Source organism: Mycoplasmatota bacterium, from assembly GCA_018394295.1.
GTDB lineage: Bacteria > Bacillota_I > Bacilli_A > Haloplasmatales > Haloplasmataceae > JAENYC01.
In genome coordinates this window covers 931,292-952,888 of sequence record CP074573.1, presented here as the reverse complement: position 1 = coordinate 952,888, position 21,597 = coordinate 931,292, and the positions used below count along the sequence as shown (strand labels likewise).

The following is a 21,597-nucleotide window of genomic DNA, read 5'->3' as shown; positions in this document are numbered from 1 at the left end:
TGAGATTCTTTTATGACTATTTTACTCAAACAAATCTTTCTGTAATTCAGGGACTTGATATTTTTCGTTATCAAAGTCAATAATCATTTCATCCTTAATTGATGACATATTAGAGAATAAATCATTTATTTCTTCATAATTTGTTGAAGTAAGTCCTTCTGGTAAATCAATATCGATCGAATCACCTTGTTTTAGATGAAGATAGAATACACAACCTAAGGAAGTATCTTCAAGTGTTGCCTCACCAGCTACAATTCCCTTTGCTTCAATTAAATCATCATTATCAAACGTTACTTGTTGTTCTTCAGCAGGTAATACGACTGTGTCACCATTAAGTAATATATAATAATCTTCATATGCTTGTTCAGTTGACTTCTTAACATCTGTCCATCCAGTCATAGCGTTTAAATTCCATGCATAACCAGCATAATTCAGTGGTCTTGTTCCTGTATAATTATCCCAAATATCATATTCAGGAATATTTAATGCAGTATCTACACCAATGAATAAAATTTCACTATTACTATCATATACAAATATAGCTTTAAAATCTTGAGCAGGAATATTTTCACCAAAGAAATCTTCATCAGATATATTTCCATCAAAATAAAGTGTTGAACCATTATCATCAGCAGCTAAATGATAATTAAATTCTGCATTATCAAAAATATTAGTAACGACTTTAAAATCTGAAATTATACCATCCTTATTTTTTTCTAATACAAATGATGTATTAATTGAAATAGATTCATTGATATCAGGAATATTATAACTCAACGCATCATTATCAACTAAATCTAAATTAATATTGGTTTGAACTTCACTATTAACCACAATTGATTTATTTTCAATTGCTTTTACAGATTGACCAATTTTATATTGTATAGAACCTGAATCTTTTGAATTAGGGTTGGTAAATTGCGCTTCAGCTGATAAATCACAAGTTACATAGAAATCAATTGAAATAGTCGTTTCATGATCTTTATTCATTGAGATTGAAACTTTTAAGTATAATCCTAGTTCACCATTAAATTTAACTTCATTTTCTTCATAAGAATAATCATTAACAGTATGAACTAATATATTTGAAACTTTATCTTTTTGTGTATATTTAGCAGTAATATCATCAAATTGATAATTCTCACCAGTTAATGGATCTGTTACTTCAGGAAATTCTGATGATGGAATAGTGATTTCAGTTCCGTCAAATTCAATCTCTCCATACTTTTCAAATTCTTCATTCATTCTTTCAAGTAATTGAAGTAAATATTGAACACTTGCTAGATTTGAATATACCATATCAACCGGTCCAATAGAGCCTACATTATCATGTAATGTATCGAAGGTAATCTCTGATAATTCAGATGATGTCATTTCTGATGGCTCTAGAAAGTCAATGTTTGGCATTTCTGGTAACATATCTTCATAATCACCTGTTATGTCACCCTCATCGATTTCATCAACCACGTTGTTTACTAAATCAATGATATTAGTCTCTTGATATTCATTTACTACTGTATCATTATGTAAACTTTTTGGTAACATATCGTAATATGTTTTACTATATACAGTATCCATATCTTCATAATTCACATCTACAAACTTTTCATTTGTATCATTTAACATATCACAACCAGCAATCATAATTGATACAATGAGCATCATAGAAATTAGTGCGTATTTTTTCATTTTTAACCTCTCCTTCATAATTTCTTACCTAATTATACCATAAACAGATACAAAAAAAAGTGATTTCAAATAGAGTTATTTAATATTTTTAATTTATTCTATATGAATCATTCTATTTTCAAATAATCAATATTATGATACTATTACATTATCCTAATGAGTGGAGGTAATCGTGTGATAATAACACCCTATAAAACATTTAAAAAAGATATCATTTTATATCTATTAATCACAATCCTTATTTTAATTTCAACGACATTTTTTGTATCACTCCGAGTTACCTCTTCATCACTAAAACACAACTATGATACATTCTCAGTAGAACAACACAAGAATCAATTTGTTATTGTCCCTGATCATAATAAACTTGACCAGCTCATTGATTCTGTTTCTTTTTTCGAATTTGAAACCTATCAAAATGTATATGGTAACACCCCTTATGCGCTTAATTATGATAATATTAATAATATTGGAAATAATCAGTACTTAACAGAAAATGAAGCTACTTTTATACAAGAAAATATTAATGATGAATTTATCCAACGAATTAAATCATCTTCTAAACCCTCATTAGTCATTTATTATCCAATTAAACAAATTATATTTGATCAATTAGATATTAGCCTATCCGATTATTATAAAAATCGGATTGCAGAAACACAAGCTAAATATTATACTAAACTATTGTTTTTACTCACTTTGAATGAAACAAATTATTTAAAATTTGTTGAATATACTTTAGATAATCGTCTACTAGAAAAAAATGAACACAATGAATATTTAAAAAGTACCTATGCTTATCGATTTGATCTAACCATTGAAAAAAAAGTTGTTAAAAAATTGACAAGTTTCATTAATAATAAAGAAGTCAACTATTTTTTAACAACTAAACAAAAATCGTTTAATCGTCCATATGTTATTAAGTCACTAAATCATGAGATAGAATTATCTTTAAATGATCATGAAATCGCAATTTATCAAGAATTCGCTTTAAATAATAATCTTAAATTGGGTGATAATCTTCTCATCAATGATGAAACTTATATGATTAGAGCGTTTATTTATACACCGGATACCATTTATCCAATTTTAAGTCGTAATCAATTCTATTATGCGTTTGACAGAGATACATTAGTGTTAATGAATGAGGAAAATTTCAAATCATTATCAAGTACTTCTTTTCAATCTATTGTATATACAGCCAAATTTAATAAGAATGACAAAGTTGATCAGGCATTAGCTGAACTTAAAAGTGAGTTCCAAAATGAAAATATTTTATTAATCCCTCAATATAGTTATAGTGATCAAATCATTCAAACTAATTTAAGTAATTTAAATCTTTTATCTTATGTCTTATCCTTTTCAATATTATTCATCGCAGTATTGTTCATGTCAAATCTTTTAGTTCGTAAGATAAATCAGGAACAAAAACAAATTGGATTATTGAAAGCACTGGGTTACCATAATAAAGAAATAATGTATCCTTATTTAATTCAATATTTACTTTTAACAATTTTTGCGGCAACTTTAGGTTTTATTTTAGGTTTATTTATAAGTAAATTACTTTCAAATTACTTTTATACAATTTTTTTACTTCCTTATAAACAATTTCATATAGATGTTTTTACTATAATTGGTCTACTCATTCAAATTCTCATAATAATGTTTGTTACCTATCTTATTTTACATATGAAATTAAAGAAAAAAACCATTGTTTTATTAAATCAAACAGATATGATTTATCAAAAAAAATCCAATTATTCTTTGAAAACAAAATTAATACCTTTTATACTCATTTTAACGACAATCTTTACGCTTTTAATTTACTTATTAACCCAAAGAAAAGAACTAATATATATCCTTTGTTTTGACTTGATGTTATATTTTAGTTATTATTTATTTTTCAGAAAACCGAATTTTCTACGTAATATCGCAAAAAAAATAAGCACTAGAAATTTCAAAAAAATTATTAGTTTCAATCTTACCATTTTCATGACTTCCTTATTACTTTTGTTTATCTTTTATTCTAAAAGAATCTATCAAGATCTTCATCAAATCGTAAAAGAAAATTACACCTACTTAACTTATATTGAATATCCCAATTTTTTAAATTTATCAAAAGAAGATTTAAATGACTGTCAAGAATTTAATTGTGAAGGGATTGCTGCCTATAGATTTAAAATCTTAGAAGTACCTGATGAAATTTATTTTGGTGGGTATGAAGAAAATTCAAAGACGATGTTAAAATTCGTTAAAACAGATTTACTAAAAGACCATAATGTCATCATATCAAAACCTCTAGCAGACAAATATAAATTATCAGTAAATGATACCCTATCTGTTATAACCCATATAATCAGTGAATCGTCTGATAATACAGCACCTTGTCCTTTTGATTCTGAAGAAACTTGCATAGTTGAAACAGTAAACATAGTTCATATCACTAATAATTTTACCAACATGGTAGTATATGGCAATTTAAAACTTTTCAATAATTGGTACTATGGAGATAATGATCACGAAACACATATTAATACTGTTTACACTGATTCATATCTTAATTTTTCATCTGATTCAATTTTTTCACGTAATATTTTAATTACCTATGATATAAATGATATCTTCGGTCAGTTAAACCATCTCTTTTATACCATCGTTTTAATAACAAATTTTTCTTTCATCTTGATTTCTATCATCAGTATCATCATTATGTTACTTATTATGGAATTAACGATTAAAGAGAATGTTCAACAAATTGCATTATTAAAAGCATATGGTTATCAAAATAAAGAAATTAGATCAATGTTACTGAGTCCATACAGTCCCTACCTATTTATCATGTTCTTCTTTACCGTACCAATAGGATATTTTGCAAGCCATCAATTATTTTATCATATTGGACTAATGATGAATAAGTCTTTAATTGTAAATATCCAGTACCTAGACCTATTTTTAAGTTTATCCATGCTATTCATAATCTATATAACAACTTCTTATTTATCACTACTTAGAATTAAACATATTGGTTTAGCTAGTTGGTTAAAAAAATCTTAAAGGAATCGAGTAGGAAGAAATAAATAGTTTTCTATTCATTTCAGACCTCTCACACCACCGTACGTACCGTTCGGTATACGGCGGTTCAATATGTTATCTAACAGATAAATAATATTCGGTCATTGATATTAGACCACGATGTTCTAATCTTTTATTTGTAATCGTAGTTGTTAAGATAAAGCTATGTGCGATTCGCGCATAGCTTTTTCTACTGTTTGCGTATTCCCAAGCCTTTTGACGACTTGCGCCTAGTTTCCTTAGGGATTTAAATCGTTTCCCAATCTTTTTCCATGCTTTCCAAATACACATTCTTACACGAAATCTTATTTGTTCATCTAATTTCATCAATAACCATTTCATATCGGCTACTTTATATTAATTAACCCAACCTGTTATAAGTTGTTTTATTTTGAGTAACCGATAATCTAAACTGATACTCCATCTTCTAGATGTTAATTTCTTAATCTTTTCTTTTATTCTTTTAATTGATTTTGGATGTACTTTGATTCTAACTTGTCTGTGCCTGGGATTGTAGTAAAAGCCAAAGCCTAAAAATTTGATTCCTTTATTACAGTAATCTACTTTGCTTTTACTCTGATTAACTTTGAGTTTTAACTTCTTTTCAATAAAGTTAGTTATACTCTCCATTACTCTTTGTCCTGCACGTATACTTTTTACATATATATTACAGTCATCGGCATATCGTACAAATCTTAATCCTCTTTTAGTTAACTCTTTATCTAGTTCATTAAGCATGATATTTGATAATAATGGACTTAATGGTCCTCCTTGTGGTGTTCCTTCCTCACTATCTATTACGACTCCATTTATCATGATACCACTAACTAGATATTTCCTTATCAAACTCATTAAATCACTATCTTTAATTGTTAAAGATAATATTTGCATGAGTTTATCATGGTTAACCTTATCAAAGAATTTCTCTAAATCCGTATCAACTATTACTTTGTAACCATCATTTAAATACATTAAACTTCTCTCAATTGCCATATGACAACCTCGATTTGGTCTAAATCCAAAACTAGAGTCACTAAATTGTTTCTCAAATATTGGTGATAGCACTTGATTAATGGCTTGTTGAATGATTCTATCTATAACCGTTGGTATTCCTAGTAGTCTTACCCCACCATCAGGTTTTGGTATTTCTACTCTCCTAACGGGGTTAGGTTTATACTTTCTATTTCTTATGGCTCTTTTAATTTCATCACCATGTTTCATAAAATGTAATCTTCCTTGTTCAACATTCATCCCATCAATTCCAGCAGCACCTTTATTCTTCACTACTCTAGCGATGGCTTCATTTAAATTGTAGTTACTTAAGATTAATTCTAGAAGATTTTCCATTAGTAATTGCTCCTTTCATTGTTAAGACCATACTGTTTGTCCTAAAGGCTCCTAGGTTCCTTACGATACCATCGAAGTTAGGTAGGTAATCCTGATTTTCTACTGTTCATATAGTCTTATAATTTACATTTACAATTAAACATACTGTTTCGCCCTTCGGTTTGGACCCTACTATGGCTCTGCTGACTTCTCACGATAAATCTTTTTCAACCACGCTCGTGACGTGTCCATGAGATCTCCCAGGGTAAGTCTATTCACTTTCATTTCATATACTCGCCACATTTACGTGTATTATTGCTTTGATGACTACGGACTTTGTTTTGTTAAGCAAACTCATCCATAATACCCGCCTGATGTGATTCGTGTTCCTCGAGCCAAAATTTTGCCTCCTACTTCCTTCAGACCCTACTTCGCAATAGGCGCCCTTGTACTTGGCTAACACTTTAGTCATCTTCCCGTGTAGTGGACTTTCACCACCTAGTTAATAGACATGCCTGGCACACTTAAAAAACTCACAGAATCAAAAATTGATTCTATGAGTTTTTTTATTGATATATATTTATTTTTATCTACTATGATTTTCTATAAAAGAGATAATTTCTTCTATTTTAACTTCAATTTTTTCTTCTTTATTACGGAATTTTACTTCAACAAAGCCCTTATCAATATTTTTTCCTATCGTAATTCTAATTGGAATACCAATTAAATCTGACTCAGTAAATTTAACACCTGGACGTTCTTTACGATCATCAACTAAGACTTCTAACTGTTTTTGCATTAAATCTTTTTCTAATTGATTAGCAAGTGCCATTTGATTTTCATTTTTAGGGTCTATAACAATCATATGGACATCGAATGGTGCTAAGGCTTTTGGCCATATAATCCCTTTATCATCATTATTTTGCTCGATAATAGCCATTAATACACGGCTTACACCAATGCCATAACATCCCATTAAAATATCTTCACGTATACCTTCTTCATTTGTAAATTGTGCCTTCATTGCATTTGAATACTTTGTTCCTAACTTAAAGATATGCCCTACTTCAATGCCTTTTGCATGTAAAATGGTTCCGTTACCGTCAGGACTAGGGGCACCAACAGGTAAATCATGAACTTCAATATTAGATGCAAAATCTGACTTATCAGAATATACAATGGTATCTTCCCCTATTTCACTTAAAACCATGAACTCACAGGACTCACTTCCACCAATATTTCCACTGTCAGCAGAAACAGCTCTAAATTTTAAACCGCATCGATTAAATATATTTATATAGGCTTGACGGAAATCTTCATATGATTTATCTAATGAGGTTTTAGTAGAGTGAAACGAATAAGCATCCTTCATGATAAATTCTCTACCTCGCATTAAACCAAAGCGTGGACGTAACTCATCTCGAAACTTTGTTTGAATTTGATATAAGGTAATTGGTAGCTTTTTATAACTATTTAAAACATCTTTGATGATGTAAGTTACAACTTCTTCATGCGTTGGTCCTAAGGCAAATTCTCTTTCATGACGATCTTTCATTCGCATTAAAGTATCACCATATTGATTCCATCTACCAGATTCAATCCATAATTCAGATGGTTGTAAGGCTGGCATTAATAATTCTCCTGCTCCAATTGCGTCTAATTCTTCACGAATAATCTGTTCTACTTTTTTTAATGAACGGAGGGCAAGGGGTAAATAAGTATAGATACCAGCAGCAATTTGCTTAATATACCCTGCTCGAAGCATATATTTATGAGAGATTATTTCTGCTTCTTTTGGATTGTCTCTTAAGGTTGGTATAAATAATAAACTTTGTTTCATGTTAATCTCCTATCCTCGAATTCTAATAATATCATTAAATGTGATAAATAAAAATAAAAGCATAAATAAGATAAAACCTACTGTATGGATATATCCTTCTATTTTTCGATTAATTGGTCTTCTAACAATTCCTTCTATCAATAAGAAAAGTAATCGACCACCATCAAGTGCTGGTAAAGGTAATAAGTTAACAAAACCAATATTAGCACTAATAAATCCGACCCAACTTAATAACGCTATGAATCCTGCCATCGCAAATGTTTTAGTCATATCATATATTCCCACAGGACCAGATAAATCACGAATACTCACATTTTTATTATTAAAAAGCATATCTAATGTTTGAAATATAGAACCAATTACATTAAGGGTATCTTTAACCCCATAGCCGATAGACTTGAAAAAATTAAATTCTGTTTTATGTGTAATTCCAACCATAGCTTGAGTGACATTTGCTGATTCTAGTGCTTTTATTGATTGAACAGTAAAGGTATGAGTAGTACCATCTCTTAAAACTGTAATATTAATTTTTTCAGATAAATAGAAGTTTTCTAATACATTAGAGATATCTGTCCAATTATTTAAGTCATTATTTGCTTTACTTGCTTCTATAAATGTATTTTCAACCTGTTTAGTATTTTTGTCATCATTTAAAGTACCAGATATTTTAATGATTTCATCACCAGATTTTAAGCCTTCTTTATCAGCATTTGAATTAAGTGATACACCACCAATAATCGTATTTGATAAATTATTGGTACTCTTTATACCAATCGTCGCAATAAATAATTCTGGTCTTACTTCAAGTGGAGCTGGTAATAATTCTCCATCTCTTTTAACGGTAATTTTGATGACACCATTTTCGTAATTTCTCATAAATGTTGATATGTCATCCCAACTATCAATAGATATTGCAACTTCATCATCAATTGCCATTTTAACAATTTCATCATTTTCCTGTAAACCTACTAGTTCAGCTGGTGAATTATCTGATACACTTCCAATGATAGGTTGGGTTACAGCAACGCCTGTTGTTAAATTAACAACAATAAAAACAATGATTGCTAAAATAAAATTAAATCCCGCACCAGCAACAACTGTTAAAAAACGATTAATCCATGATTTAGACTCAAAACAGCGGTCATATGGAGCAATTTGCATTTCCAACCCTTTATTTAACTGATAATAGGCATCGCGTGCAACTGTTACAAAATGGGTTTCACCAGATTCACCTTCATAGTGTATATATAAATTATTTCCTTCTTTACCATATAAGTCAAAATCAATCACTTTAGCATAAGTTACTTTTACATCTTGGGGTTTATATAAATAAATATTTTTAACCGCATTTCCTACCATTTCTAAATAAACAACTTTACCTTTTTTAATTTTTTCTGTTTCTGGGTCCTCTCCCGCCATCGAAACATATCCTCCTAAAGGAATTGCTCGAATGGCATAAGTTGTTTCTCCACGTTTTATTTTGTACAAAGCAGGTCCCATCCCAATTGAAAATTCATGACATAATATCCCTGCTCTTCTCGCAAATAGAAAATGTCCGAACTCATGAATTAGGACGATAATCCCTAAGACAAAAATAAAAATGATGAAATATAATAAAAAGCTCATATGTTATTCTCCTTTCAGATGAGTGGATAAAATCCTTTTTTTTGTATCTTTATCAAGTAATAATATTGTTTCTAGGTCTGGTTCCTTAATCACTTTATGTTTTTCTAAGGATTCATAGATAATTTTTTCAATTTCTAAAAAACTTATTTTTCCTTCTAAGAATAGTTTTACTGCTGCTTCATTTGCTGCATTTAAAACTGTTGGCATACTACCGCCTGTATTTCCAGCATCATAAGCATATTTCAAACATGGAAATCGATTAAAATCCATTGTATTAAAATGAAGTAAGGCTATTTCTTCTAGTTTAAGTCTTTTCGCTTGTTTTAATTCAATTCTCTCAGGGTAAGAAAGTGCATACTGTATTGGAATCCTCATATCCGGGGTTCCTAACTGGGCAATAATTGAAGTATCAACAAATTCAACCATAGAATGAATAACACTTTCTTTATGTAATAGAGTTGTAATTCTTTCATAAGGTAATTGAAATAAATAATGCGCTTCAATTACTTCAAATCCCTTATTCATCATGGTAGCTGAGTCAATCGTAATCTTACTCCCCATTGACCAGTTAGGGTGGTTTAAAGCTTCTTTTAAGGTAACTTTTTTCAAATCTTCCCTTGATTTATCTCTAAATGACCCACCACTTGCCGTAATAATTAATTGCTTTATATTTTTGGGGTTTTCACCATTTAATGATTGAAATATGGCCGAATGTTCACTATCAACTGGTAATAAATTAACCTGATGTTTATTGGCCAAATCACATACAATATGACCAGCTGTTACTAAAGTTTCTTTATTGGCAAGGGCAATTGTGAAACCTTTTTTTATTGCTTCTATTGTCGGTAGTAAACCAACTGAGCCGACTACAGCAGTAACAACAACCGTTTCATAAGAATTATTAGAATCAATGGTGGCTGCTTTTATTAGCCCCTCTTCACCATACCCAAATTCAATTTCTTTGAATAGATTCTTTAAGTAGTTTGCATCACATTCATTCTCTACACTAACATATAGTGGCCTAAATTTTTTGATGATTTCTATCGCTTTTTTAATATTTTTACCTAAAGCAATACTAATTAATTGATAATCTTCTTCATTATGTGCAATTACATCAAGTGTTTGAGTACCAATCGAACCAGTCGCTCCAAGTAGTATTATATTCTTCATATTATCCCCCTAAAACACCAGTGTAAGAAATTCTGTAATATAATAATAAGTTAAAGAAACAAATAATATACTATCTAATCTGTCTAATACGCCACCATGTCCTGGAAATAAATTCCCATAATCTTTTATTTTATAATGTCGTTTTAAAACAGAGGCAGCTAAATCACCAAATTGCGATAAAATTGATAAAACAAAAGTTAATCCAATAATATATATCATTGAATTATCAAATAAAAAATCAATTTTATGAGAGAATATTGCATAAATTGAAACTAAAATCGTCGCAATAATTGTTCCACCTAAAGAACCTTCAATTGTCTTTTTAGGACTTATCGATGGACATAATTTATGTTTTCCAAATAGGGTACCAGAAAAATAAGCAAAAGTATCTGTAAACATCGCAATTAATATAAGATATAGTAACACATACATACCATTTTCAGCTAATAAATAGTAAACTAAGCTATGGAAGGTTAATCCAATATAAAAAATCGCAAATAACATAAAGCTTGCATCGACTATTTTAAATTTCTTTCTTAAAACCATTGCAATGGTTAAGATAATAATAATATATGGTAAGATATTGATGCTTTCTTTAACTTGAAATGAAAATATATCGCCCAAACTTTCATAAAAGCTAATATAAATTACTGATAAATAAGCTAATAAATGAATTTCAAATGGTAGATTCTTTTCTGATTCCTTCATAGAAATCATTTCATTCATCGCAATAATCGCTAAAATAAAACCTAAAATATATATATAATGGTTGATATCATACAACATCTTTGATAAAAATATGGGAATTAAAATCAATATAATAACAATACCTGTAATAACTCTTTGCTTCATAATTATTCTCCTTTTAAACCTCCATAACGACGATTTCTTTTTTGATATTCAAATATAGCCTTTCTTAAATCTACTTCATTAAAATCAGGCCAATACTTTTTCGTAAAATATAATTCACTATAGGCAATTTGCCATAATAAGTAGTTACTAATTCTAATTTCGCCACTTGTTCTAACCAGCAAATCAATATCCGGTAGCCCGTAGGTCATTAATTTAGTAGAAAAATATTCTTTAGATATTTGATCAACTGAAATAGCTCCATTCATACACGCTGATGCGATTTCTTTAGTAGCTTGTACGATTTCATCTTGTGAACCATAGTTTAACGCAATTGTAAATATCAAACCTGTATTATCTTTTGTTTCGTCTATGGCTTTATCAACCTCTTGCTTAAGATTATCAGATAATTGATCTATAAAACCAATGAAATTAATCTTAATATTCGCTTCTTTAATTTTTGGTAAATAATTTTTAATATAACGACCAGGTAATTCCATTAAATAATTGACTTCTTCTTCAGGTCGAGACCAATTTTCAGTACTAAAAGCATAAACTGTCATTGCTTCAATTCCTAAATCATTACATGCCTTTAATGTTTTAAGAAGTGACTTACCTCCTTCATTATGACCAGCAGTTCTCGGCAACCCTCTTCGTCTTGCCCAACGACCGTTTCCATCCATAATAAATGCGATATGCTTCGGAAGTCTACTTATATCTAATTTAATATTTGATTTTTTATTAAAACGTTTAAATAACATTATCTTCCTCCAATAACTTTTCAATATTCTTATTTTATAACATATTGTGTTTTTTTTCCACTTAATAATGATTGCTTTTAAAATTTTTTTTATTTAGACTAAATATCTACATTATTCTGTCTTTTTTTATACTAAATATTTTACACTATTTTTAATTCAAAATTTCATTTTATCTTTGTTATTTATTATTATTATTTCAACAATAGTTTATGGATTACTCTCAAAAATAATCTTTCAAAAGATTATGTTAACTAAAACAAAAACACCAATCTTAAAACAATTACTAAGATATTTTTTAATATATATCCTTTTTTATCTTATAATAAAAATTGGACTTCTTATATTCTTAACAATTGGTTTAACAATTTATACAATTCCTATCCTAGTACTTTTGTTATTTTATTTCCTGGGTTACCATCGCTTTATTCCTTATATTACAATGGTAGAAGGTATTAAAGAGATTTTCAGTAAATCTAAGCGATATATTAATGGACACCTAGAATTTTCAATCATTCTAATCCTTTTAAATACTAGTTTATCAAAACTCTTTACTCGTCTTGAATTGAAAGCTATTACAGTTGATAATATGAAATTATTTTTTGGATTATGGATTATTTCTTCATTTCTCACATTTTTCCTTCACTTTTTTGATATTACATTTGTCTTTACAGGATTAGATTGTGAATTAAATGAAGATTTATATCAAACAAATGAAGAAGGTTAACCTATCATTTTCACTTATATAAGATATATTACATTTACTAATAATTGGTAATATGTTACAATTGATTTAAGTTAACGAAGGGGGATATATAGTTATGAAAAATTATAATTTTCAAGTAGAAGATATTTTACATAACATGGTTGAAGTCTTTAGAAAAAAAGGACTAATTATTACACTACTTTTTATTATTCAATCAGTTTTTGCTTTACTAATGTACTTTAAATTTGAAAATACTTATTCAGTATTACTTAACCCAGAACGTATGAAAGACTCAAAAGCAATATTAGAAGCATATGGTCCAAAAATTTTTTTACTTATATTATTAACTACTACTTTATCTATAATAATCTATGGATTACTTACAAAAATAACCTATAAAGAGATTATTCTTTATAAAATACGTAAACCAATTATTACTCAATTTTTACATTATTTTTTAATGTATATTGTTTTCTTTCTAATTATGTTTGTTGGATTTATTATTTACTTTATTTTTATTGGTATATTTGTTTCATTTGGACCCTTAGGTCTACTTCTTGTTATAGGTCTCTCTATTGGTTTATTAATTATCATGTTTTATTACATGGGATACTACCGATTTATTCCATATATTGCGATGACAGAAGGCTCTGATGGGGTTTTCAATAAAACCAAACGATGTATTAAAGGACACTTAGTATTCTCTATTATTCTAATCATTTTAGCTGGTGGTATAACTAGTATTTTTAATCGCTTAGAAGCGAATGCTTTTGCAAGTGATAGAATGATTTTATTTATTGTATTATTAATCATTTCACAATTCATCTCATTTTTATTTTCTTTTTTAGATATCGTATTTGTCTTTACAGGACTTAAGTATCATAACTTAAGATATTCATTTAAAAATAATACTGATGATATGGATGATAATGATGAACTATTTCATCTTTCAGACATATAAAATCTAATAGATAAAATAAAAATGGTAGGATCTCCTACCATTTTTATTTGGTTCTATAATATTTGGTGTGGGTAATAAACTCACACCATTTAATTTGCATAAAAAAATGAGACAGATTTCCAATATCCTGATACAATTAATAACGACGAAATCACTAATGAAAGGATTGGAAATATGTCTCAATACAATTGTATCGTAAAAGTACTAAATTTAAAAGATGAAAATATTTCTTTTAATGAAAACTTTTACTCAGAAGAAATTATTAAGGGTGTTAGATCACAAATCTATTATGGAACTCTCACATATCAGCCTCAATATTGTTATTCATGTGGTTGTGTATTTGATAACCAGTTTGAAAAGCATGGCTTTAAGACATCTACAATAACTTTACCTAAAGTATCTAATATGAATGCTTATTTAAAACTTAAAAAACAACGTTATAAATGTCATCATTGTAATAGTACCTTTACTCTCAAGACATCTATTGTTAATCAGCATTGTTATATATCTAATAATACTAAAGTAGCTGTTGCTCTTGCAGCTTCTAATAAGATTTCTGAATGTGATTTAGCCAAAGAACATAATGTATCACATTCCACTGTAAATCGTGTTATAAACAGTTTCTATGAAGTGCATAAGCCTAATTATAATTATTTACCTGAACAACTTTGTTTTGATGAATTTAAATCAGTTAAATCATCAGTAGGGGCTATGTCTTTTCTTTTTGTGATGCTCATAATGGAAGCATAATTGATATCGTTGAAGATAGACGCTTAAATTCATTAATCAAATATTTCCAACGATACACTAAAAAAGCAAGGAGAAGTGTAAAATTAATCGTTATCGATATGTACAAGCCCTACATTCAACTTATAAAGATGCTCTTTCCTAACGCTAAAATAGTTATGGATAAATTCCATATTATTCAATTAATCTCTCGCTCATTAAATAAAACTAGAGTTAGAATTATGAATCAAGATAAAAAGAACTACAATAAGTTTAAACGTTATTGGAAGCTTATATTGAAAGATCGGGCTAAATTAGACATCAAAAATTATAGAAAAGTTTATTGTTTTAAACAAATGATGTGTGAAGAAGATATTGTAAATTATTTACTAGATCAAAGTAATGAACTTAGAGATACATATGAACTATATCAGGACCTTTTACATAGTATTAAAAACAAAAATCCAGAACTCTTTACAACTACTCTTGATCAAATTGAACAAGAATACCCAAACATATCAGCTTATATGAAAACATCAGTTAAATCTATTCGTAAGAATAAATCCTATATTCTAAATCTAATGTCTACTAATTATACAAATGGTGTAATTGAAGGTATAAATAATAAAATAAAAGTTATCAAGCGTATAGCTTTTGGTTATAGAAGCTATCATCATTTTAAACTACGAATTCTCATTTCTCATGGAATGGGAATAATGAAAAAAGGACTAAGCCATTCAGCTTAATCCTCATAATTGATTTAATGTCAGTTTATTGGATATTCTCTACCCACACTACTTGACAAAGAGCCTTTTATTTTTATACATTTAGAATATCTTTTTCTTTTTCTTCTACATATTCGTCTATTTTTTTCGTATAATCATTTGTAAATGTTTGCACATCTTCAATGTAACCTTTTAAATCATCTTCTGTAATGGTGCTATTTTTTTCTAATTTCTTTAATTGATCATTAGCATCACGTCTAATATTACGAACAGCTACTTTTGCTTCTTCACCATATTTGTGAACACGTTTAGCAAGTTCTTTACGTCTTTCTTCTGTTAATTGCGGAAAAGAAATCCGAATTACTTGTCCGTCATTTGATGGTGTAATACCTAAATCAGATGATAAAATTGCTTTTTCAACAGCTTTTACCATAGATTTGTCATAAGGTTTAACTACCAATAAACGTGCCTCAGGAGTTGTCACTGATGAGGTTTGATTAATTGGTGTTGGTGCACCGTAATAATCTACGGTAATACGGTCTAAAACACTAGCACTAGCTCGCCCTGTTCTGATAGTTGATAATTCATGACGAAATGATTCTACTGCTTTTTCCATTCTCTCTTCAGCATCAAATAAAATTGTATCTGGCATTTTTTCATCTCCCTTTCACTGTAGTACCTATTTTTTGGCCTTCAACTGCCTTTTTGATATTTCCTTTTGTATTCATATTAAACAGAACAACATCAATATTATTATCCATACATAATGATGCTGCTGTTGAATCCATAACACCTAGATTACGATTTAATAATTCTAAAAAAGTAAGAACTTCGTATTTTTTTGCATTTGGATTAATAACTGGGTCACTATCATAAACGCCATCTACGCGATTTTTTGCCATTAGTATCGCTTCAGCGTCAATTTCAGCAGCACGAAGTGCTGCAGTTGTATCGGTAGAAAAATAAGGATTCCCAGTTCCACCGCCAAAAATAACGATTCGGCCTTTTTCTAAATGTCTAATCGCACGTCGACGAATATATGGTTCTGCAACTGCTTCCATACTAATTGAAGTCATCGCACGGGTATCAACACCAATTGATTCTAAAGCGTTTTGTAAGGCTAACGCATTCATAACAGTAGCTAACATCCCCATATAATCAGCGCTCGCTCGTTCCATACCCATTTCACTTGCTGATTTTCCACGCCAAATATTGCCACCACCAACAATAATTCCTATTTGAACACCAGTAGAATAAGCATCTTTAATTTCCATAGCGATTTCTTTAACAGTAATTGGATCAATTCCAACCTTTTTATCACCACTTAAAGCTTCGCCACTTAATTTTAATATGACCCGTTTATAATGTTTATTATCCATCTTAATACCATCCTTTTAAAGTTTAAGAATAAGGCACAAGCGTGCCTTATATTTATGCACGAACTTGAGCCCTTACTTCTTCTGCAAAGTTATCTACTTTCTTCTCGATTCCTTCACCAACTTCAAAACGGATGAACTGAACGACTTTACTATTATTGCTTTCTGTATATTGTAAAACTGTTACATCTGGATTTTTAACAAATGGTTGTTCAACTAAACAAGATTCTTTTAACCATTTATTTACTTTACCCTCAACAATTTGTGGAATACGTTTCATTTTAGCTGCTTTAGCTTTTTCATTGGTTTCATTCGCTAATTCATTTTCAAATTCTTTTGTAAACATTGTTCTTTCATGTTCAACATCAGCTGCATTAACACCTGTTTCATCAATGTATCTTGGATTAATAGCGGCCACATGCATTGCGATATCTTTAGCAGCTACAGGATTATCTCCTTCTAAAACAGTAATAACCGCAATTTTTCCACCCATATGTTTATAGGTACCAAAAACTTGAGTATCTGTTTTAGTTACTTTAGTTACACGACGTAAAGTCAATTTTTCACCAATTTTAGCACTCGCTTCTACAACATGAGCTTCTACAGTTTTTCCTTCTTTTTCAATGGATAAAGCTTCAGTTATATCAGCTGGCTTTGCTTCAATTAGAATTTTACCTAATTTACTAAGTAAATTTAAAAACTGATCATTTTTAGCAACAAAATCTGTTTCTGAATTTAATTCAAATAAAAATGCAGTATTACCTTCGATTACGACTTCACACAAACCTTCTGCCGCAATTCTACCTGCTTTCTTCGCTGCTTTTGCGATTCCTTTTTCTCGCAACCAATCAATAGCTTCTCCCATATCTCCTTCACAAGCCACTAATGCTTTTTTACAATCCATCATACCTGCACCAGTTTTATCGCGTAGCTCTTTTACCATTTTTGCTGTAACAGTCATATAATTTCCTCCTAATTTTATAATTTATAAAAAAGGTGATAAAGGAGTTACTTTATCACCACAAGAATTAATTTTATTCTGCAGATTCCTCAGTAGTCTCCTTTTTCTCTTCAACTACTTGCTTAGTTTGACTATCTTTTCTTTCTTCTCTACGGTCACGATCTCTGTCTCTACTTTCGTTTAGACGAACTATAGTGCCACCTTGAGCTTCAACAGCAGCGTTTGCCATTACTGTTAATATTAATTTAACAGCTCTAATAGCATCATCGTTTGCTGGAATTACAAAGTCAAGATCGTCAGGATCACAGTTTGTATCAACAATTCCAAATACAGGAATATGTAACTTACGTGCTTCTAAAATCGCATTTTTTTCTTTTTTAGGATCGATAACGAATAACGCACTTGGTAATTGATTCATATCTTTAATTCCATTAAAGAATTTTTGCAATTTTTCTAATTCTTTTTTCATTAAAATTTGTTCTTTTTTAGGGTAATTTGAAATTGAACCATCTTCAACCATTGCTTCTAACTCAAATAAACGATTAATACGTGTTTTAAGTGTTGCATAATTAGTTAAAGTTCCTCCAAGCCAACGTTGATTCACATAATATTGATTTGCACGAATCGCTTCTTCTCTTACTGCGTGTTGTGCTTGTTTTTTTGTCCCAACAAATAATATTTTTCCACCATCTTTGACGATATCAAATATTAATTTGTATCCTTCATCAATTTTAGCTTGTGATTTTTGTAAATCAATAATATAAATTCCATTACGTTTTGCATAGATGTATTTTTCCATTTTTGGATTCCATCTACGTGTTTGATGTCCAAAATGAACACCAGCTTCTAATAATTGTTTCATTGAAACTACTGCCATGTAAATAATTTCCTCCTAAATTTTATTTTGTTTGGCCTCCACAAATTTCTACGAAAACCGCCACTAAAACCTAGCACCCGACGATATTCTCATTTGTGTGTGTATTTTTTGCCGCATTATAGTATATCACATTTATAATGTTTTTTCAATTACTTAATGTGTTTTTTTTGTTTTTTTTATATTTAGTGATTACTACTTCCAAATCCACCTTTTCTTATTTGGTGGTTGGGAGTATCCTTGTCAACCACTAAATATTTTTCAAAGATACCTTGAGCTATTTTCTCACCTTTATATATTATGAGCAATTGATTAGAAAAATTGTATAAAGGGATTATAATATGTCCATTATTTTTTTCATTATTATAGTAATCACTATCAATAATTCCAACATTGTTAGCTAACATAACACCTTTATTAATTGCCATACTAGAACGAATATAGAGTTTTAATAATTCATCCTCTAACATGTATGCTTTTAAACCTGTTTTGACTAGTTTTACTTCATTCGGTGCGATTTCAACTGTTTCACAAGCTTCGATATCATAACCAGCTGAATATAGGGTTTGTCGCATAGGAATCGTAATTGATTCATTTTCATATCCATTAACAATTTCAAAACCTCTTGTTCTCATTCTAATCTACTCCTTTGCATGAGGATGTGCTTCCATATAAACTTTTCTTAATTGTTCTTTAGATACATGGGTATAGATTTGTGTTGTTGATAATTGAGAATGACCCAATAATTCTTGAACACTTCTTATATCAGCTCCATTATTGAGTAAATGAGTCGCAAATGTATGACGCAACATATGCGGAGAAATACTTGAAATTTTTGAAGTATGACTAATCAATCGACTCAAAATATCTCGTACCCCTCGAACGGTAAGTTTCGTTCCTCGATGATTCAAAAATAATACATAGGTATTTGATTTAGATTTCATTAATAATCGCTTACGACTATTGTTTATATAATTCACAACTGCTTCAAAGCAATAATCATTCATAGGTACTATCCGCTCTTTATTCCCTTTTCCCTTTACTAATATCACTTTGTTGTCAAAATGGATATGTGATAATTCTAAATTACATAATTCACTAACACGTAATCCTGACCCATATAGTAATTCGATGATTGCTAGATTTCGTTCACCTAAAAAATCATTTAGATCAATGCTGTTATAAAGTTCTTGAATTTCTTTGGGATAAAAAAACTTGGGTATTTTCTTTTCCTTTTTTGGTAAAGACAACATCAAAAACGGATTATCTTCAACATATTTTTTGCTTTGTAAATATTTATAAAACGTTCTAAGAGAAGAAATTTTTCTCGCTAATGTTGCTTTCGATAATTGACGTTTATGTAAAAATGCCAAATACTTTCTCGCTAACTGATAGGTCATGTCACTAACTTTTTCTATCCCATCTATTTCTAAAAATTCATAAAAATCACGTAAATCAATTTCATAGTTTGTTATGGTATGATATGAAAAATTTCTTTCATGAGCTAAATAATTTTTAAACATGACAATATAGTGTTCCATCCTATCACATCACTTTATAATTGATATTTTTCTTTTATACGCTTAATTTCCTCAAGGGCTCGTTTCCCATATAATGATTTTCGTTCTTTTTTCTTATGTTTAAAGTTCAATGGGGGAACAATCCCAAAATTAGCATTCATAGGTTGAAAATTTGAAGCGTTCGTATTTGTAATGTATTGGCTCATTGAACCAATAATTGTTTCATTTGGAAATTCAATAAATGCTTCATTTTCTAATAACCGAGCCATATTAATACCTGCAACCATTCCAGATGCTGCACTCTCCACATACCCTTCGACACCTGTCATCTGCCCTGCAAAGAAAATCTCCTCATTTTCTTTATATTGATAAGTCGGTTTTAAAAAGAGTGGTGAATTAATAAAACTATTTCGATGCATGACACCATAACGTAAAAATTCTGCTTCTTCTAAACCTGGAATCATGCCAAATACTCTTTTTTGTTCAGGAAATTTTAAGTGTGTCTGAAACCCCACTAAATTGTACATAGTAGATGCTGCATTATCTTGACGTAATTGAACAACTGCATAAGGAATTTGACCAGTTTTAGGGTCTTCTAAACCGACTGGTTTCATAGGACCAAAAAGCAGAGTCTGTCTTCCTCTTGAAGCCATGACTTCAATTGGCATACAGCCTTCAAAAAAGATTTCTTTTTCAAATGATTTTGGTTTTACAACTTCAGCACTCACCAAAGCATCATAAAATCGATTGAACTCATCCTCAGTCATTGGACAATTCAAGTAAGCTGCTTCGCCTTTATCATAGCGTGATTTCAAATAAACTTTATCAAAATTAATGGATTCTTTATCAACAATCGGTGCTGCTGCATCGTAAAAATAAAAGTATTCACTACCTAACATTTCTTGAATTTTATGATGCAGTTTAGGACTAGTTAATGGACCCGATGCGATAATCGTTAAACCACTTGGAATGTCTTCAACTTCTTCTGAAACAACTTCAACATTAGGGAATTCATTTAATATATCCGTCACCATTTTTGGAAATGATTCTCTATCAACAGCTAATGCACCCCCAGCAGGAATTTGTGTTTTATCTGCTACTCGAATGATTAAAGAATCTAATAAACGCATTTCTTCTTTTAAAACGCCTACAGCGTTTTCTAAACTATTTGCTCGTAAGGAGTTACTACATACAAGTTCTGCGAAAAAACCTGTTTGATGGGCCTCCGTTTTCTTTTTAGGTCTCATTTCATATAAACGTACCTTTATACCTCGTTTAGCTAACTGATAACAGGCTTCACTACCAGCAAGTCCTGCCCCAATGATATTTACAACTGTGTCCATATATACATCTCCTAATTTATAAATCTATCTATTATTATAACACAAATTTACTATAACATAATCTAATTTTTCCTA

The 21,597-nt window shown here is 29.7% G+C and carries 16 protein-coding genes and 2 pseudogenes; 4 read left to right on the top strand and 14 right to left on the bottom strand.

Annotated elements, in window-relative coordinates:
- Positions 1 to 21: 21 nt before the first annotated feature.
- The gene (locus tag KHQ81_04225) at positions 22 to 1,689 is read right to left on the bottom strand and encodes a hypothetical protein (protein QVK18923.1); all 1,668 of its coding nucleotides are present in this window, start codon (positions 1,687 to 1,689) and stop codon (positions 22 to 24) included.
- A 174-nt stretch (positions 1,690 to 1,863) separates the two neighbouring features.
- On the opposite strand from KHQ81_04225, the gene KHQ81_04220 reads away from it, so the two are divergent.
- Entirely contained in the window at positions 1,864 to 4,743 is a 2,880-nt protein-coding gene (locus KHQ81_04220) for an ABC transporter permease (GenBank protein ID QVK18922.1), read from the top strand.
- A 93-nt stretch (positions 4,744 to 4,836) separates the two neighbouring features.
- On the opposite strand, the pseudogene ltrA reads toward KHQ81_04220, so the two are convergent.
- From ltrA to KHQ81_04190, 6 genes and pseudogenes are all read right to left on the bottom strand, one after another.
- Positions 4,837 to 6,108, bottom strand: a pseudogene (ltrA, locus tag KHQ81_04215) (group II intron reverse transcriptase/maturase).
- Positions 6,109 to 6,673: 565 nt separating this feature from the next.
- Complete coding sequence (gene proS / locus KHQ81_04210) at positions 6,674 to 7,927, bottom strand: proline--tRNA ligase (protein ID QVK18921.1); 1,254 nt, start codon at positions 7,925 to 7,927, stop codon at positions 6,674 to 6,676.
- Between the two features lie 9 nt (positions 7,928 to 7,936).
- Positions 7,937 to 9,553 (bottom strand): RIP metalloprotease RseP, encoded by a 1,617-nt coding sequence (gene rseP / locus KHQ81_04205; protein QVK18920.1) that lies wholly within the window; start codon positions 9,551 to 9,553, stop codon positions 7,937 to 7,939.
- A gap of 3 nt (positions 9,554 to 9,556) precedes the next feature.
- Positions 9,557 to 10,723: a 1-deoxy-D-xylulose-5-phosphate reductoisomerase gene (dxr, locus tag KHQ81_04200; GenBank protein QVK18919.1), complete on the bottom strand. Its 1,167-nt coding sequence runs from the start codon at positions 10,721 to 10,723 to the stop codon at positions 9,557 to 9,559.
- Between the two features lie 9 nt (positions 10,724 to 10,732).
- Positions 10,733 to 11,575 carry a phosphatidate cytidylyltransferase gene (locus tag KHQ81_04195; GenBank protein QVK18918.1) on the bottom strand — a complete coding sequence of 281 codons (843 nt, stop codon included), beginning with the start codon at positions 11,573 to 11,575 and terminating at the stop codon, positions 10,733 to 10,735.
- Positions 11,576 to 11,577: 2 nt separating this feature from the next.
- Positions 11,578 to 12,333 carry an isoprenyl transferase gene (locus KHQ81_04190; GenBank protein QVK18917.1) on the bottom strand — a complete coding sequence of 252 codons (756 nt, stop codon included), beginning with the start codon at positions 12,331 to 12,333 and terminating at the stop codon, positions 11,578 to 11,580.
- A gap of 439 nt (positions 12,334 to 12,772) precedes the next feature.
- On the opposite strand from KHQ81_04190, the gene KHQ81_04185 reads away from it, so the two are divergent.
- From KHQ81_04185 to KHQ81_04175, 3 genes and pseudogenes are all read left to right on the top strand, one after another.
- A complete protein-coding gene (locus KHQ81_04185) occupies positions 12,773 to 13,057 on the top strand; it encodes a hypothetical protein (protein ID QVK18916.1) in 285 nt (94 codons plus the stop codon).
- Positions 13,058 to 13,151: 94 nt separating this feature from the next.
- Positions 13,152 to 13,997, top strand: coding sequence for a hypothetical protein (locus tag KHQ81_04180; protein QVK18915.1), 846 nt, complete (start codon positions 13,152 to 13,154; stop codon positions 13,995 to 13,997).
- Between the two features lie 174 nt (positions 13,998 to 14,171).
- Positions 14,172 to 15,469, top strand: a pseudogene (locus KHQ81_04175) (ISL3 family transposase).
- A gap of 73 nt (positions 15,470 to 15,542) precedes the next feature.
- Here KHQ81_04175 and frr read toward each other — a convergent pair.
- From frr to trmFO, 7 genes are all read right to left on the bottom strand, one after another.
- Positions 15,543 to 16,100 carry a ribosome recycling factor gene (gene frr, locus KHQ81_04170; GenBank protein ID QVK18914.1) on the bottom strand — a complete coding sequence of 186 codons (558 nt, stop codon included), beginning with the start codon at positions 16,098 to 16,100 and terminating at the stop codon, positions 15,543 to 15,545.
- 4 nt (positions 16,101 to 16,104) lie between these two features.
- Positions 16,105 to 16,827 carry a UMP kinase gene (pyrH, locus tag KHQ81_04165; GenBank protein ID QVK18913.1) on the bottom strand — a complete coding sequence of 241 codons (723 nt, stop codon included), beginning with the start codon at positions 16,825 to 16,827 and terminating at the stop codon, positions 16,105 to 16,107.
- A gap of 52 nt (positions 16,828 to 16,879) precedes the next feature.
- Positions 16,880 to 17,785, bottom strand: a complete 906-nt coding sequence (locus KHQ81_04160; protein QVK18912.1) for an elongation factor Ts — start codon at positions 17,783 to 17,785, stop codon at positions 16,880 to 16,882.
- A gap of 73 nt (positions 17,786 to 17,858) precedes the next feature.
- The gene (gene rpsB, locus KHQ81_04155) at positions 17,859 to 18,662 is read right to left on the bottom strand and encodes a 30S ribosomal protein S2 (GenBank protein QVK18911.1); all 804 of its coding nucleotides are present in this window, start codon (positions 18,660 to 18,662) and stop codon (positions 17,859 to 17,861) included.
- A gap of 182 nt (positions 18,663 to 18,844) precedes the next feature.
- A complete protein-coding gene (locus KHQ81_04150; protein QVK18910.1) occupies positions 18,845 to 19,294 on the bottom strand; it encodes a dUTP diphosphatase in 450 nt (149 codons plus the stop codon).
- Between the two features lie 6 nt (positions 19,295 to 19,300).
- The gene (gene xerC / locus KHQ81_04145; protein QVK18909.1) at positions 19,301 to 20,200 is read right to left on the bottom strand and encodes a tyrosine recombinase XerC; all 900 of its coding nucleotides are present in this window, start codon (positions 20,198 to 20,200) and stop codon (positions 19,301 to 19,303) included.
- Between the two features lie 14 nt (positions 20,201 to 20,214).
- Positions 20,215 to 21,522, bottom strand: a complete 1,308-nt coding sequence (gene trmFO / locus KHQ81_04140; protein ID QVK18908.1) for a methylenetetrahydrofolate--tRNA-(uracil(54)-C(5))-methyltransferase (FADH(2)-oxidizing) TrmFO — start codon at positions 21,520 to 21,522, stop codon at positions 20,215 to 20,217.
- Positions 21,523 to 21,597 lie beyond the last annotated feature (75 nt).

Excerpts from the sequence above, each read along its gene's own strand:
- KHQ81_04160 (QVK18912.1), bottom strand. The coding sequence starts at position 17,785 with ATGACTGTTACAGCAAAAATGGTAAAAGAGCTACGCGATAAAACTGGT.
- trmFO (QVK18908.1), bottom strand. The coding sequence starts at position 21,522 with ATGGACACAGTTGTAAATATCATTGGGGCAGGACTTGCTGGTAGTGAA.
- KHQ81_04185 (QVK18916.1), top strand. The coding sequence starts at position 12,773 with ATGGTAGAAGGTATTAAAGAGATTTTCAGTAAATCTAAGCGATATATT.
- KHQ81_04150 (QVK18910.1), bottom strand. The coding sequence starts at position 19,294 with ATGAGAACAAGAGGTTTTGAAATTGTTAATGGATATGAAAATGAATCA.
- dxr (QVK18919.1), bottom strand. The coding sequence starts at position 10,723 with ATGAAGAATATAATACTACTTGGAGCGACTGGTTCGATTGGTACTCAA.
- rpsB (QVK18911.1), bottom strand. The coding sequence starts at position 18,662 with ATGGCAGTAGTTTCAATGAAACAATTATTAGAAGCTGGTGTTCATTTT.
- KHQ81_04195 (QVK18918.1), bottom strand. The coding sequence starts at position 11,575 with ATGAAGCAAAGAGTTATTACAGGTATTGTTATTATATTGATTTTAATT.
- frr (QVK18914.1), bottom strand. The coding sequence starts at position 16,100 with ATGCCAGATACAATTTTATTTGATGCTGAAGAGAGAATGGAAAAAGCA.
- KHQ81_04190 (QVK18917.1), bottom strand. The coding sequence starts at position 12,333 with ATGTTATTTAAACGTTTTAATAAAAAATCAAATATTAAATTAGATATA.
- KHQ81_04225 (QVK18923.1), bottom strand. The coding sequence starts at position 1,689 with ATGAAAAAATACGCACTAATTTCTATGATGCTCATTGTATCAATTATG.
- KHQ81_04180 (QVK18915.1), top strand. The coding sequence starts at position 13,152 with ATGAAAAATTATAATTTTCAAGTAGAAGATATTTTACATAACATGGTT.
- rseP (QVK18920.1), bottom strand. The coding sequence starts at position 9,553 with ATGAGCTTTTTATTATATTTCATCATTTTTATTTTTGTCTTAGGGATT.
- pyrH (QVK18913.1), bottom strand. The coding sequence starts at position 16,827 with ATGGATAATAAACATTATAAACGGGTCATATTAAAATTAAGTGGCGAA.
- proS (QVK18921.1), bottom strand. The coding sequence starts at position 7,927 with ATGAAACAAAGTTTATTATTTATACCAACCTTAAGAGACAATCCAAAA.
- xerC (QVK18909.1), bottom strand. The coding sequence starts at position 20,200 with ATGGAACACTATATTGTCATGTTTAAAAATTATTTAGCTCATGAAAGA.